Origin of the sequence: Natrialba sp. INN-245 (assembly GCF_009807105.1) — an archaeon.
GTDB classification, from domain to species: Archaea; Halobacteriota; Halobacteria; order Halobacteriales; family Natrialbaceae; genus Natrarchaeobius; species Natrarchaeobius swarupiae.
Genome location: NZ_WUBV01000012.1, coordinates 25,504 through 38,150 on the forward strand (window position 1 = coordinate 25,504; position 12,647 = coordinate 38,150).

16 protein-coding genes are annotated in these 12,647 nt (G+C 64.8%); 8 read left to right on the top strand and 8 right to left on the bottom strand.

The annotated features are described in order from the left end of the window. Nucleotides 1-77 precede the first annotated feature (77 nt). The gene (locus GRS80_RS03710; RefSeq protein ID WP_160046381.1) at nucleotides 78-1,274 is read left to right on the top strand and encodes a DHH family phosphoesterase; all 1,197 of its coding nucleotides are present in this window, start codon (nucleotides 78-80) and stop codon (nucleotides 1,272-1,274) included. Nucleotides 1,275-1,409: 135 nt separating this feature from the next. Here GRS80_RS03710 and GRS80_RS20290 read toward each other — a convergent pair whose 3' ends face one another. After that, nucleotides 1,410-1,580, bottom strand: coding sequence for an HVO_0758 family zinc finger protein (locus GRS80_RS20290; protein ID WP_200840315.1), 171 nt, complete (start codon nucleotides 1,578-1,580; stop codon nucleotides 1,410-1,412). 138 nt (nucleotides 1,581-1,718) lie between these two features. Between GRS80_RS20290 and GRS80_RS03715 the strand changes: the two genes are divergently transcribed. From GRS80_RS03715 to GRS80_RS03730, 4 genes are all read left to right on the top strand, one after another. Further along, nucleotides 1,719-2,891: a glycosyl transferase family 2 gene (locus GRS80_RS03715; protein ID WP_160046382.1), complete on the top strand. Its 1,173-nt coding sequence runs from the start codon at nucleotides 1,719-1,721 to the stop codon at nucleotides 2,889-2,891. Between the two features lie 54 nt (nucleotides 2,892-2,945). Then, complete coding sequence (locus GRS80_RS03720; protein ID WP_160046383.1) at nucleotides 2,946-3,419, top strand: hypothetical protein; 474 nt, start codon at nucleotides 2,946-2,948, stop codon at nucleotides 3,417-3,419. A 1-nt stretch (nucleotide 3,420) separates the two neighbouring features. Beyond that, complete coding sequence (locus tag GRS80_RS03725; RefSeq protein WP_160046384.1) at nucleotides 3,421-4,008, top strand: CoA pyrophosphatase; 588 nt, start codon at nucleotides 3,421-3,423, stop codon at nucleotides 4,006-4,008. A 178-nt stretch (nucleotides 4,009-4,186) separates the two neighbouring features. After that, the gene (locus GRS80_RS03730) at nucleotides 4,187-5,374 is read left to right on the top strand and encodes an FAD-binding oxidoreductase (RefSeq protein WP_160046385.1); all 1,188 of its coding nucleotides are present in this window, start codon (nucleotides 4,187-4,189) and stop codon (nucleotides 5,372-5,374) included. A 110-nt stretch (nucleotides 5,375-5,484) separates the two neighbouring features. Here the strand turns inward: GRS80_RS03730 and GRS80_RS03735 are convergent, their stop codons facing one another. Then, nucleotides 5,485-5,973: an Hsp20 family protein gene (locus GRS80_RS03735; protein WP_160046386.1), complete on the bottom strand. Its 489-nt coding sequence runs from the start codon at nucleotides 5,971-5,973 to the stop codon at nucleotides 5,485-5,487. Between the two features lie 182 nt (nucleotides 5,974-6,155). Continuing rightward, complete coding sequence (locus GRS80_RS20295; protein ID WP_200840316.1) at nucleotides 6,156-6,314, bottom strand: hypothetical protein; 159 nt, start codon at nucleotides 6,312-6,314, stop codon at nucleotides 6,156-6,158. Nucleotides 6,315-6,424: 110 nt separating this feature from the next. Between GRS80_RS20295 and GRS80_RS03740 the strand changes: the two genes are divergently transcribed. Together GRS80_RS03740 and GRS80_RS03745 are read left to right on the top strand one after the other, a co-directional pair. Further along, nucleotides 6,425-8,188, top strand: a complete 1,764-nt coding sequence (locus GRS80_RS03740) for a radical SAM protein (RefSeq protein ID WP_160046387.1) — start codon at nucleotides 6,425-6,427, stop codon at nucleotides 8,186-8,188. Nucleotides 8,189-8,333: 145 nt separating this feature from the next. Next, nucleotides 8,334-8,741: a TRAM domain-containing protein gene (locus GRS80_RS03745; RefSeq protein WP_149082077.1), complete on the top strand. Its 408-nt coding sequence runs from the start codon at nucleotides 8,334-8,336 to the stop codon at nucleotides 8,739-8,741. A 110-nt stretch (nucleotides 8,742-8,851) separates the two neighbouring features. On the opposite strand, the gene GRS80_RS03750 is transcribed toward GRS80_RS03745, so the two are convergent. Continuing rightward, complete coding sequence (locus GRS80_RS03750) at nucleotides 8,852-9,619, bottom strand: heptaprenylglyceryl phosphate synthase (RefSeq protein ID WP_160046388.1); 768 nt, start codon at nucleotides 9,617-9,619, stop codon at nucleotides 8,852-8,854. 87 nt (nucleotides 9,620-9,706) lie between these two features. Then, nucleotides 9,707-10,516 carry a YkgJ family cysteine cluster protein gene (locus tag GRS80_RS03755; RefSeq protein ID WP_343161432.1) on the bottom strand — a complete coding sequence of 270 codons (810 nt, stop codon included), beginning with the start codon at nucleotides 10,514-10,516 and terminating at the stop codon, nucleotides 9,707-9,709. A 167-nt stretch (nucleotides 10,517-10,683) separates the two neighbouring features. Between GRS80_RS03755 and GRS80_RS03760 the strand changes: the two genes are divergently transcribed. Then, the gene (locus tag GRS80_RS03760) at nucleotides 10,684-10,857 is read left to right on the top strand and encodes a hypothetical protein (RefSeq protein ID WP_160046390.1); all 174 of its coding nucleotides are present in this window, start codon (nucleotides 10,684-10,686) and stop codon (nucleotides 10,855-10,857) included. A gap of 18 nt (nucleotides 10,858-10,875) precedes the next feature. On the opposite strand, the gene GRS80_RS03765 is transcribed toward GRS80_RS03760, so the two are convergent. From GRS80_RS03765 to GRS80_RS03775, 3 genes are all read right to left on the bottom strand, one after another. Next, on the bottom strand, nucleotides 10,876-11,085 hold the full coding sequence (locus GRS80_RS03765; RefSeq protein ID WP_160046391.1) for a hypothetical protein: 210 nt from the start codon (nucleotides 11,083-11,085) through the stop codon (nucleotides 10,876-10,878). A 1-nt stretch (nucleotide 11,086) separates the two neighbouring features. After that, a complete protein-coding gene (locus GRS80_RS03770; protein WP_160046392.1) occupies nucleotides 11,087-11,875 on the bottom strand; it encodes an Lrp/AsnC family transcriptional regulator in 789 nt (262 codons plus the stop codon). Nucleotides 11,876-12,188: 313 nt separating this feature from the next. Continuing rightward, entirely contained in the window at nucleotides 12,189-12,632 is a 444-nt protein-coding gene (locus GRS80_RS03775) for a universal stress protein (RefSeq protein ID WP_160046393.1), read from the bottom strand. Between the last annotated feature and the right edge of the window lie 15 nt (nucleotides 12,633-12,647).

A 12,647-nucleotide genomic window follows, 5' to 3' on the forward strand; every position in this document is an offset into this window, starting at 1 on the left:
GCGAACGTGTTCCTCTCCGAACCATCGATCGGCCAAAACAGGGGAAAATTCTTGGTAATTCAATATAAGTGTCCGGTATGTACGATCCCGGGCCCTCGAGGACCGTCGCGTTCGCCGACGTGGACGTTTCGTCCTTCGAGGGTGTCGTGGAGGGGGTTACCTCGCTCGAGCCGCTGGTTCTGTCGCTTCTGATCCTCGGCGTCGCCGCCCTGGTGCTCGGCGTCTGGTGGCTGATTCGCTGGTTCCGTCGCCCACCGGGCGCTCGCCTTCGACGAGTGCTCGCCGGCTACGACGATGTCTCCGTGTTGATGCATCCAAACCCCGACCCCGATGCGATGGCGTGTGCGATGGGCATCGCCACCATCGCCGACTCAGTCGACACGGAGACGACACTGCAGTATCCCGGTGAGATCCGCCACCAGGAGAATCGGGCGTTTCGCACGGTCCTCGGCCTGGATCTCGAGAGCGTCGAGTCGAGTTCCGAGCTCACTTCCGACGCAGTCGTACTGGTCGATCACAACACCCCGCGGGGCTTTACCGGCGCACAGACCGTCGAGCCGATCGCCGTGGTCGATCACCATCCCGGAAACGGGACCGGGACGAAGTTCACGGACGTCCGGACGGAGTACGGCGCGGCGGCGACGATCGTCACCGAGTACGTCCGGGAACTGGGCGCGACCACGGAGGACGAGGAGAACGGCGATGACGGAACACTCACCCTCACGCCGGAGCTCGCGACCGGTCTCCTGTACGGCATCCAGGCCGACACGAACCACCTCACCAACGGCTGCTCGAGTGCGGAGTTCGACGCCGCTTCCTATCTGTTCGACGCGATCGACGAGGACTTGCTCGAGCGAATCGCCAACCCGCAGGTCAGCGACGACGTGTTACAGATCAAAGCGACCGCGATCACCGAGAAACGCGTCGAGGGTCCGTTCGCGATCTGTGACGTCGGCACCATTTCGAACGTCGATGCGATCCCGCAGGCAGCGGACGAACTCATGCATCTGGAAGGGGTGACGGCGGTCGTCGTCTACGGCGAAAGCGACGGGACGATCCACCTCTCGGGCCGGTCGCGTGACGACCGCGTCCACATGGGCGAGACGCTCCGACACGCAGTCAGCGACATTCCGATGGCGAACGCGGGCGGGCACGCGCGGATGGGCGGCGGACAGCTCTCGGTCGATCACATGCGGGGGATCGGTCCGTCGGACGGTATCGACAAAGCCGAGTTCGAAGAACGGCTCTTCTCGGCGCTGTCCGGAGAGCGGTGAGAGGGGTTCTCGAGAGAGCCACTTCGCGATGAAAAACGTGATCCCGACGCGCTGTCGCGGCCACGGGTAGTTCGCGGGCCGTGTCGATGTGGTCGCTGTCGATTCCGAGTTCGACAGCCTCGGCGGATCGACTCGTTATCTGATCTCCTTCCACTCCTCGTTGCAGTCCGGACAGATCCGGACGGTCTTGATCTCGTCCGGATCGTTTTCGGTCTTCAGGGGCTTTTCACACTCGCTACAGACGAGACGATCGTACGTATCCTTCTCGAGGTCGCCTTTGCGTAGCGCCTTTCGGACTGATTTCATGTTCACTCTGTAGGAAGGTAGGGGAGAAAAAGACCGGGGCTTTCTGCCATTTCGTATAGAGTACCCGATAGCTTCCGTCCTCCCGTCTCGTTCGCCGGAGTCGTGGCCGTTTTATCGGTGGGGCCGAACACACCACCGATGGAGTACGTCCAGGAGCGAATCGCGACGCTCCACGACCTGAGTGGGGGCCGACGCTCCCCCGACGCGTCCGGCGACCTCGAGCGGGCGGTCGACGACACGGTCGTCGTCGTTCCGATGACCGACCGGGAGTGTGAGAGCCCCGCGGCCGACCGCGTGCTCTCGGAACTCGAGTCGCTCGATCCGGCCGCCGTTTTCGTTCCCGTGCGCGCGCCAGCGGAGCGCATCGGAACGTTTCGCCAGTGGCTCGAGTCGTTTTCGGTGCCGATCCAGTTGCTCTGGTGTAACTCGCCCGCGGTCGAGACGCTCCTTGCGGAGGCCGGGCTGTCGGGGGCGTTCGGCAAGGGACTCGACGTCTGGCTCGCACTGGGGCCGGCGGCCGACCGCGGCGAGTTCGTCGTCGTTCACGACGCCGACGCCCGGAGCTACGAGGCCGATCACGTACGACGACTCCTCACGCCGCTGTCGTTCGGATTCGAGTTCTCGAAGGGGTACTACGCCCGCGTCGAGGACGGTCAGCTGTACGGCCGCCTCTTTCGGCTGTTCTACGAACCGCTGATCGCCGCCGTTGGGGCCGAACACGACGAGCCGATCGTCGACTATCTCGGCGCGTTCCGGTACGCGTTGGCCGGAGAGTTCGCCGCCAGCGCGTCGCTGGCTCGCCACCTCCGCGCGCCACGAGCCTGGGGGCTCGAGGTCGGCACGCTTGGCGATGCGTTCGATCACGCTGGCTTTTCGGGGACCGCGCAGGTCGACCTCGGCCGGCACGTTCACGACCACCGCGCGGTCGCCGGCGAGACGGGACTCGAGGGAATGAGCCGCGAGGTCGCCGCCGAACTGCTGCGAGTCCTCGAGGAACGCGGTGTCGGCCTGGAGTACGAGACCCTCGCCGAGCGATGTCGCGTCGCGGGCGAGCGATTGATCGACGGATACCGGGCGGATGCGGCGTTCAACGGACTCGAGTACGACGTCGCGGGCGAACGGGACCAACTCGCTCGCTACGCCAGGTCGATCGGCGAGCCAGGCCCCGACCGGCGGCTCCCCCGGTGGGTGGACGCGCCACTGGAACCGGAGGCGGTGCTCGCGGCTGCGCGGCCGTGGCTCGAGGGGCGGGTCGGATCGTCGGCCGGGGATTCATCGCGACAACCGACACAGAAGAGCGACTCGCGGTAACGGGTGTGCCCGACGCTATCAATCTTTATCAGCGCACCACTCGTTGGGAGCGGTATGAACGCGACCGCCGACGAACTGGCCGGCGTGGTCGATCTCTTCGGCGGACTCACTCGAGCGGAACTCGAGCGTGCGCTCTCGGAAGCGGCCTACCGTGCGGACGGCCGATCGGTCGACGACGCCGCGCTCTCGGCGGCGATCACCGATGCACTCGACTCGTTCGCCCTCGTTCGCTACGAGCGCTCGGACGATCCGTCGCCGCTTCTCGTCGCCGGCCCGACCGCGTTCCCGTCGGTTCCCGACCACGCCGAGGACGTTCCACACATCCTCGGGATCGATCGACGCGACCTCGACCGGAAGGCCCTCGGCGAATCGACGTCCGAGCGGTTCGTCGAGGCAGTCGACGACGCGATCGAACGCGGCGACCAGGATCGACTCGAGGAGCTGATCGACGTCAGTTACGACCTCGAGGCGTGGGCGCCCGTGGACCTGACGACGGAGCGAAACCGACTGACGGAGGCACTCGACTGAGATGAGCCGTTTCGATCTCGACCCTGTCGCGGCGCACACCCCCGTCGAGATAGACGATCAGCCGTACGACGCGGCCGTTCTCGCGCCGGTCGTCGATCGAAACGACGAGGACCACCTCCTATTTACGCGCCGGGCCGATCATCTCGGCGAACATCCGGGACAGATGAGCTTTCCGGGTGGCGGCGCGGAGCCGATCGACGACTCCCTCCTCGAGACGGCGCTCAGGGAGTCCGCCGAAGAGATCGGCCTCGGGTCCGAGGAGGCCGACATGATCGGCCAGCTCGACGACATTCGGACGATCACGGAGTACGCCGTCACGCCGTTCGTCGGACGGATCCCCGACCGGGAGTATCACCGCGACGGCAACGAAGTCGCCGAGATCGTCGTTCTTCCCCTTGCGGGGTTTCTCGACTCAGCGAACTACGAGTACGAACGGCGCGATCATCCCTACTACGGCGAAATGGTCGTTCACTACTTCCACGTCGACGGCTACACCGTCTGGGGTGCGACCGGCCGCATCCTCGTCCAGTTGCTCGAGCTCGCAACGGGGTTCGAAGCGCCCGAGCGCGTGGATCGTTCGCAGGTCTGATGGGGTGGTTCGGCAAGTCTGAGCCGGCACGTCCGGCCGGTGGATGCTGGAACGGACCACCCAGAGGTAAGTATGATCCGAACGCAGATGGCACTATGATATCGACACGAAGTCGCGTAACGAACTCCCGAAGTATCCGAACGCGACGGCTATCTGGCGTCTCGTCGCCTGGTCTACGATGACCGAAAGCGAGGACCTCGAGGCGGAACTCGCGGTCGGCACCGACGCGTTCACCGACCGCGGTGCGGGCTCGAGCGTTGCGGTCGTGGGTGCAGGCGCAGTCGGCGCGACAGCCGCGTACGAACTAGCACGCGAGGGAGCGGATGTGACCCTGTACGATCGAGGAACGGTCGCGAGCGGAGCGAGCGGCCGGGCCGCGGGAATCTGCTACGACGCGTTCGCCGACCCACTCGACGCCGATCTCGCCGGCGAATCGGTCGAGCGATTCAGAGCCCTCTCGGGCGAGGAGACGTTCCCGTTCGTCGAGTGTCCGTACGTCTGGCTCGCACGCGAGGGCGACGACGAGCGCGTCGATGCCGTTCGAACGGGCGTCGAGCGGATGCAAGAACACGGTATCGTCGCGCTCCAGGCGGATGGCGACGCGCTCGCCGACCGATTTCCGTCGCTTCGGACCGACGACGTCGCAGTCGCAGGAATCGCCGGCGCAGCCGGCTACACCGATCCGGCCAGATACACGGCGTGTCTCGCGGCGGCTGCCAGCGGCACAGGGGCAACCATCGAGACGGAGACGCCGGTCGCGATTCGAGCGGACCCCGCACGGATCGTCGTCGACGGCGAGGAACGCGAGTTCGACGCCGTACTCGTTGCAGCGGGTGGCCACACGAAACGCGTGCTCGCGGACGCGGGGATTTCGATCGCGATGAAGCCGTACCGAGTGCAGGCACTCGTCGCCGACGCCGACCTCGCGGAGCCGATGTGTTACGACGCCACCGGCGACTTCTACGTTCGCCCCCACGCGGAGGGGATCCTCGCCGGCAACGGGACCGAGGAACGCGAGGCCGATCCGGAGGGCTACGACCGCGACGCGGACTCGACGTTTTCGACCGACCTGATAGAGCGGGTCTCCCACCGGTTTCCCGCCGGCTCGTTCGACCTCGAGCGAGCCTGGGCCGGACTCTGTACGGCGACGCCGGACCGGGATCCGCTGGTCGGTAAACTCGAGTCGAAGCTGTACGTCGCGACCGGGTTCCAGGGGGAGGGAATCATGCGCGCACCGGCGATCGGCGCGCGGATCGCCGAAGAGCTACTCGGCGGGGACGGGATCGACGCCTACGACCCGACCCGGTTCGACGGCGACGAGGCGTTCGACGTCACGGAGGGGATGACGTTTACGTTCGAGGAGTGACGAACGTCCACACGGCCGGAGCGCGGTCCCGATTTTCCGGGAGATCAGAATGGAGTGCGATCGTCCAGGATGGGGCGCGGTTTACCGGAACTGACTGACAGTAAACCGTCTCAGTCGTCGACGGCGACGCCGTCGCCGGCGGAACTGGACGACTCCGCAGTTCCGGGGGCGTTCGGTCCGTCGACGCTACCGGATTCGTCAGTTTCGCCGGACTCGACACGGGGGGCAGCTTTCGGAATTTCAATGCGGATCGTGCCGTTCTCCGAGAGGGTCGCGGTTCCGGCGTCCGGCTCGACGACCGCATCCGACGGCAGTTCGGCTTCTCCGTCTAACGTCATCCCGCGACCGGGAAACCGCATACGATACCCCTCGCGGAACTCGCGAAATCGGTCGATACGAACTCTGACGTTTCCGTCGTGGTATCGCACCTGTACGTCGTCGGGTTCGGTATCGGGGGCATCGAAGACGACGAGATACGACGAGTCGGCCTCGAGAACGTCGACGGGGAGCGAGCGATAGTTCTGGACGTGGCCGTTCGCACGTCCGATCTGTCGATACAGACTGTTGCCGACCGCAGAACCGAACTCCTCGAGGGTCATACACGCTCACCTCGAGAGCGGGCGGCGGTCGTCGTTGTGGCGTCGGGAGCGAGGATGTGGGCGGAGCCGGGGGACATACTCGAGAATCCCTCTACGGTCTGTAGCTTCATATTGGTTTTGATGTGGGGAAATTAACGTCTGACGAACCGGCGGGTCGGCTGGCTCCAACCCGCAACATCGTGTTACAATTTGACCGGTTCCAGGGAATCGGTTTCACCACAGACCGGACACGAAAGCGCCGCAACCTCGAAGTCGTCGGGAACGTCGTAGGTGTAGTGGTTTTCGAACAGGTCCAAAAAACAGTCGTCGTCCGTACAGCGGACCTCCTCGGTCGGTGGCATACCCGGTTCGAGGGCCTCCGGCTATATCAACGCTGGGAGAGCAGCGACGCATCCCCCGTCCGTTCCCCGATGTAGTCACCGTTTTACCGCTCGAGGCGCTACCTCGAGCCATGACTGACCCCGAAACGCTGTCGGTGACGATCGTCGACGGCTACGTCGACGAGCCCGCCCACTTCGGGGTGCCGCCGTACGTTTCGACGTACCCACGATACGCGGCGGGAGCGCTCGTGGACGCGGGCGTCCCACGTGAACAGATCACCTATCATACGATCGACGGCCTGCGGGACGAACAGCACCGGTGGCGCGACGTCGACGAGGCCGACCTGCTGATCTACCTCGGTGGGATGACCGTTCCCGGCAACTACGTCGGGGGAACGCCGGCCGAACCGGACGAGGTTCGAAAACTCGCCTGGACGGCAAGCGGAACGAGCCTGATGGGTGGTCCAATCAAGTTCGGCGTCGGCGACGCCAACGAGGGGGCGACCGAGACCGAACGCCAGGATCTCGATTTCGACTTCGTCGCGAAAGGCGACGTCGAGGCCGCCGTCTACGATCTCGTCGAGAGCGGTCTCGAGGGGTTCAACAACCGAATGCGCGATATCGACGAGGTCTCGCGGTGGGCCCGGGAGGGCGCGTTCGTCGTCGAACAACACCCGAATCACCCCGACTACCTCATCGCCGAACTCGAGACCTCGCGGGGCTGTGCCTACCGGTGTTCGTTTTGTACCGAGCCGCTGTACGGCAACCCCGAGTTCCGGCCACCGCCGACGGTCGTCGGCGAGGTCGACGCGCTCTCGGATTTCGGCGTTCGACACTTCCGAATCGGCCGCCAAGCCGACATTCTGGCCTACGGCGGCGACGGCGAAGCGCCGAACCCCGACGCGCTCAGACAACTCTACAGCGGCATCCGCGAGGTCGCACCCGATCTCGAGACGTTACACCTCGACAACGTGAACCCGATCACGATCGTCGAGTGGCCCGAGAAGAGCCGCGAGGGGCTCCGGATCATCGCCGAACACAACACGCCCGGCGATACGGCCGCCTTCGGTCTCGAGTCGGCCGATCCGGTGGTCCAGGAGGAGAACAACCTGAACGTCAGCGCCGAGGAGTGTTTCGAGGCCGTTCGGATCGTCAACGAAGAGGCGGGGTGGCGCCCGGGTGGGCCGAGGGACTCGAGGCCCGCCGACGGCGCGAGCGCGGGCCCCGAGGACGCGCCCGCCTTTGGCGACGAAGCACCCCGCCGGCTCCCCAAGTTGCTTCCCGGAATCAACCTCCTGCACGGTCTCAAAGGCGAACGCGAGGAAACCTACGAGCGCAACCTCGCGTTTCTGCGGCGAGTCTACGACGAGGGGTACATGCTCAGACGCGTCAACATCCGGCAGGTGATGTCGTTCGACGGGACCGAAATGTCCGAGACGGGTGCCGAGATCGCAAACGAACACAAGAAGCTGTTCAAACGCTACAAGCGCCAGGTTCGTGAGGAGATCGACAACCCCATGCTCGAGCGCGTCGCCCCGGCGGGGACCGTCCTCCCGGACGTTCACCTCGAGTACCATCAAGACGGGACGACGTTCGGCCGTCAACTGGGAACGTACCCGTTGCTCGTCGGCATTCCGGGCGAGTGCGATCTCGGGCGAACGATCGACGTCGCTGTCGTCGATCACGGCTACCGATCCGTCACCGGCGTCCCCCATCCGCTCGATCTCAACGACGCCTCGATCGACGAACTCACGGCGATCCCCGGTATCGGCGACCGGACGGCCGGCGACGTCGTCATCAACCGCCCCTACGAGTCGGTCACGGACGCCGATCTCGACCTCGAAGTCGATCTCTCGCGGTTCGCGACGGCTCGCGGGTCCGGGCGTGCCGACTGAACCGAACTGCTGTAATTTCGCTGTCAGTGGCCGATCACAGCCTGAACGACATCCCCATGGAACACCGGGTTCTCGGTTGCCGGCGCTCGAGCGGTCGGTAGTTCTATTATGGAGGGGGAACTGAGAAGCTATTGAGGGTCTACCTGTGGAAATATCTGAAAAACTCCTGTGTCTGTTCAGTACGGAGGTCACGGCCGAGGAGGATCGGTACGTTATCGAGGTACCACGTCAGGAAGTCGAAACTGGCGACATCGATCCGGGAGATGTCTACCGCGTTGCGCTCATCTCTCGAGCGGCGGACGGTGCCGACGAGGACTCGACGGCAACGAGCCCACCGAGTGCGCCGTCGGAGCCACAACCGCCGGTCGACATCGGGGAGACACGGTACGTCGAGATCGAAGACATCGGCAAGCAGGGGGACGGAATCGCCCGCGTCGAACGGGGATACGTCATCATCGTCCCCGGTGCCGAAGTCGGTGAGCGTGTCAAGATCGAAGTCACCGAAGTCAAATCGAACTTCGCCGTGGGCGAGATCATCGAAGAGACGTTTTAACACGATTTCGCGACGTTGTCACCAACGCCGACCGCGTGGCGACAACGTCGCCATTGTAGACGGGTGCGGGCTACGGCCCCTCCCCACTCGTGTAACAACCCCGACCGATCCTACCGGCTCGGAATCGTCTCGCGAAACGTCTCGGGATCGTCGTGGAAACAGTCGCCGACGACGATCGCGTCCGCGCCGGCCTCGAGGATCTCGGTCGCCTTCTTGGCGCTGTCGATCCCACCGCCGTACAGAAGCGTCGTCTCCTCGAGGTATCGTGAGGCCGCTTCGACGTCCGCCGGTCCGCCGTAGGTTCCGGAGTACTCCACGTAGAAGATCGGAAAGCGGTAGAACGTCTCCGTCGCGAGTGCCGCGCCGGCGATCTTCTCGGGGGTCCACGTCGATTCGACGCCGGCGCGGTCCGCCGCCGCCGACTCGAGGTTCTGGACGACGTATCCCTCGCCGAACAGCTTCGCGGCGAGTTCGGAGACCACGTCGACGCCTTTCGACGCGATGAGGTCGCCCACGACTGGCACACTCGAGCCGACGGTTTTCTCCGGTTTCCGGCCGATTTCCGTGAACAGATCGACGTGTTTGCCGACGAAGTGATCTCGGTCGCCGTTGTAGACGGCGGGAACCGCGAGCGCGTCGACGGCGTCGATCGTCTCTCGGGAGACGTGTGAAGAACTGTTGGGCTCCTGGCAGACCGGTACCGACGGCAGGTGCTCGTCGATCGCCCCGATCGCCTCGAGCGTGTTCGTCTCGGTAACGTCGTCGGAACCGCCGACGGGGATCAGATCGGTTCCCCCGAGCACTTCGAGGTCGGACGGAAGCTCCTTGGCGGGATCGACCTTCGTGACGTGTGTGATCGGATCCCAGTCGATAGTCATGGTCGACGTTCGAAGAGCCGACTCAATTTCCTATCGGTCCGACGCCGATGGTCGGTTCTGTTCGCGGATCCGATCGGGGTCGACGACTCACCGCTCGAGGGGCGTTCCGTCGAGCCGTTTCGCCCCCTCGGAGTCGTGGACGACGATCTCGCCCGGGCTGGGATCGGCGGGTTCGTAGGCGTCCCGGACGGCGATCGCCTCCTCGCGTTCGCGGACCGCCCGCTCTTTCAATGCGCGAGCGAGGTCCTCGGCATCCGCGCGCGGAATCTCGGTTCCCAACCCTTCACACTCGTGGGCGCGGACCACTCCCTCCCCGTCGACGGTCTCGCCCATCGGCTGGCTCGTGCCGGTGGCCCCTCCGTCGCGCGAGTCCGACGGTTCCTCACTCGCAGCGTTCGTGAGGTCGACGCTGAACGGATACGTTCGACAGATCAGCGGCCGATCGTCGTGGACGGTACAGCTCCCGACGCCGGCGTCGTCCTCCTCGTAGAACGTGCAGTCTCCACAGCCGTCGGTCCGAAGCGCCCACTCGAACGTCTCGCCCTCGAGGCCGTCCTCGCCTTCCGAGAGCCCGTACGGCATCGGGCGGGCGACGTCTCGCCACTCGCGGGCGGCGCTCGAGTCGGCGTCGTCGTTGGCGGCGGTCGCGTTCGTCTCTCCGCCGCCGCGATCCGCAAGTGTCGACTTCGCGACGCCGCCGTCGGCCGGGGACTGGCCGTCGTCGACGAGGATGCGTATCTCGTCGGGGAACACCGTTGCAGTGTGTTCGTCCTCGCCGTGGCCCGTACAGCAGGCACCACAGCGGGTACACTCGAAACCGATGGACTCGATTGCGTCCGCGAGCTCGGCAACCGACAGCGAGCGGGCATCTGCCAGTTCGGCCTCGAGCGATCGCACGCGAGGCTGTAGGGCGCGGACGCGCAAAAGACGGTCGATCGCGTTCGCGGACTCGACTTGCCGGCCGGCGTCGACGTGGAACCGTGGTCCGCGAACCGGGCGTGTGAGTGTCCGGCGTTTAGAGGGGGGCGGGGTACGTTGATGTGTGTGTCGGGAGACGTTCGAGTATGGACATCTCCTCGTTACGCGTGCGGTATCACCTCGTTGGGACGGTGATCGTCGTCCTCGTCGTCGGGGCGTACCAGTATTGGCAGAGCGGGATCGATCCGGGGTTTCTCGCCGGCGTCGCGATCGTCTACTTCGTTCTCTCGCTCGCGATCGACCACGCACAGAACCGTTAACGAGAGTCGTCGATCCGCTCAGAAATCTTCGCCCCGGCTCTCGTCCTCGTCGCTCGAGCCGTTGGGAAACTCGTAGGTTGCGATCTCCGTCGAGTCACAGACCGGACACTGCGACACTGGTTCGTCGAACTTCGAGCCGCAGTGGCGACACTCGTGGAGCACCGCGTCTTCGTTCGGCGCGTCGTCGTCCCGCTGGAGGAACTCGGGAATGAGTCTGTCGACGGGCATCTCACTCGGCTCGCGGACTCGGCTCCCCGGACGGAACCTGGAACCCCTCGAGTGCGGGTTCGTCGGTTCCGTCGGGCGAGAACACCGTCACGACGTCGTGGGGTCGGATCTCGGTGTCGCCGTGTGGCGTGATGACGGCGTCGTCGCGTTCGATCGCGACGACCAGCGTTTCGTCCGCGAGCGTCCCGTCCGCGGCGGCCTCCTCGAGCGTTCGACCGGCGATCGGGGCGTCCTCGTAGACGGTCACCTCGACGATGTCCGCGCCGCCGGTGAGGCTGATGTAGTCGGCAAGCGGCTCGAGTCGGCGGCCGTCGGCCGGCCCGTACGGCGTGTACGGAAAGTCGTGTTCGTTCTGGAGGAGGAACTCGTCTTCGATCTCGACCTCCAGATTCTCGAGTTCGCGGCCGATCCGTCGGAGGTCGCTCGTGTCGGTGCCGACGGCCAGGACGTGGAGGTTCATCCGGCCGCCCATCAGCTCCCGGACGTTGATGACGCCCGGAATCGTCCCGATCTTGCGGGCGACGCCCTCGACGTCGCCGAACGCCGCGTGACACAGAAAGAGGTTCATCAGCGAACCGTCGGCGTGCTCAAAGTCGACGGTCGCGTGATAGCCCTCGATGATGCCGTGTTCCTCGAGCTGTGCGATTCTGTTCCGAATCGTCGCTCCGGAGACGCTCACCTCCTCGGCGATCGCCGGAGCGGACGTGTTCCGGGCGTCGGCCATCAACGCGTAGACGATCCGTCGATCGATCTCGTCGAGCCGATAGCTTCCGCCGGTCCCATCGCCCATGCATCAATCTGTGTAATGCCGGAATATATATCCACGGGAGTTTCCATCCCTCAATTTGGCGTTCGATAATTTTTGTATCGAAAACGGTCGCTTCCGGCCTGGCTACTGCGTCGCGGCGAAACCGTCGGCCGTCGGGAGAGACGGCGGTAGAACGAACGGAATTATAGTAGCCACTGAAAGTCAGTACACACCTGATCGCCAGGCGGATCGGCGATCGGTGTGTGGGTCGTTTCATACGGATTGCTGTAACGATTTACCGGCGAAACCGCAGACTGTTCGCGGTTTCGCCAGTGATGACTGACAGTAAACCGTATCAGTTGTTACTATACGTCGATTCGTTCGGGAGTGCGATTACCGGAACTCGGTCCGTCGCGACGAGACTCCGTGTTTTATTTCCGGTGAGATACTTCGTGATTCGGCCACCCTCTCGGGGGAGGAACGCGATCGCCGTTGCGCGGTGCTCGTCGACGGCGGCGACGATTTCGTCGACGACGTCCGTTCCGTAGCGGACCTCGGTCTGGAATTCGTACCCGGCCGGCTCGAGCACCGCTTCGGCCAGTTCGAACGTTTCGGTGGCCTGTTTCTGGCGCGCACCGAGTGGTGCTTTGTCGGGCGCTCCACCCCCTTTTTCGATCACGTGAACGAGGTGTATCCGCGCCTCTTCGTCGAGATGGTGCTTTACCGCCTCGCACGTCGTCCGGGCGTCGTCTTCGTTGGCGACCGGAACGATCACCCGTTGGAGCAACTGTGACGTCATCCGTCGTTCACCTTG

What these genes read in the sequence shown, in the direction of transcription:
- GRS80_RS03710 (WP_160046381.1), top strand. Translation starts at nt 78, where the DNA reads ATGTACGATCCCGGGCCCTCGAGGACCGTCGCGTTCGCCGACGTGGAC.
- GRS80_RS20290 (WP_200840315.1), bottom strand. Translation starts at nt 1,580, where the DNA reads ATGAAATCAGTCCGAAAGGCGCTACGCAAAGGCGACCTCGAGAAGGAT.
- GRS80_RS03715 (WP_160046382.1), top strand. Translation starts at nt 1,719, where the DNA reads ATGGAGTACGTCCAGGAGCGAATCGCGACGCTCCACGACCTGAGTGGG.
- GRS80_RS03720 (WP_160046383.1), top strand. Translation starts at nt 2,946, where the DNA reads ATGAACGCGACCGCCGACGAACTGGCCGGCGTGGTCGATCTCTTCGGC.
- GRS80_RS03725 (WP_160046384.1), top strand. Translation starts at nt 3,421, where the DNA reads ATGAGCCGTTTCGATCTCGACCCTGTCGCGGCGCACACCCCCGTCGAG.
- GRS80_RS03730 (WP_160046385.1), top strand. Translation starts at nt 4,187, where the DNA reads ATGACCGAAAGCGAGGACCTCGAGGCGGAACTCGCGGTCGGCACCGAC.
- GRS80_RS03735 (WP_160046386.1), bottom strand. Translation starts at nt 5,973, where the DNA reads ATGACCCTCGAGGAGTTCGGTTCTGCGGTCGGCAACAGTCTGTATCGA.
- GRS80_RS20295 (WP_200840316.1), bottom strand. Translation starts at nt 6,314, where the DNA reads ATGCCACCGACCGAGGAGGTCCGCTGTACGGACGACGACTGTTTTTTG.
- GRS80_RS03740 (WP_160046387.1), top strand. Translation starts at nt 6,425, where the DNA reads ATGACTGACCCCGAAACGCTGTCGGTGACGATCGTCGACGGCTACGTC.
- GRS80_RS03750 (WP_160046388.1), bottom strand. Translation starts at nt 9,619, where the DNA reads ATGACTATCGACTGGGATCCGATCACACACGTCACGAAGGTCGATCCC.
- GRS80_RS03760 (WP_160046390.1), top strand. Translation starts at nt 10,684, where the DNA reads ATGGACATCTCCTCGTTACGCGTGCGGTATCACCTCGTTGGGACGGTG.
- GRS80_RS03765 (WP_160046391.1), bottom strand. Translation starts at nt 11,085, where the DNA reads ATGCCCGTCGACAGACTCATTCCCGAGTTCCTCCAGCGGGACGACGAC.
- GRS80_RS03770 (WP_160046392.1), bottom strand. Translation starts at nt 11,875, where the DNA reads ATGGGCGATGGGACCGGCGGAAGCTATCGGCTCGACGAGATCGATCGA.
- GRS80_RS03775 (WP_160046393.1), bottom strand. Translation starts at nt 12,632, where the DNA reads ATGACGTCACAGTTGCTCCAACGGGTGATCGTTCCGGTCGCCAACGAA.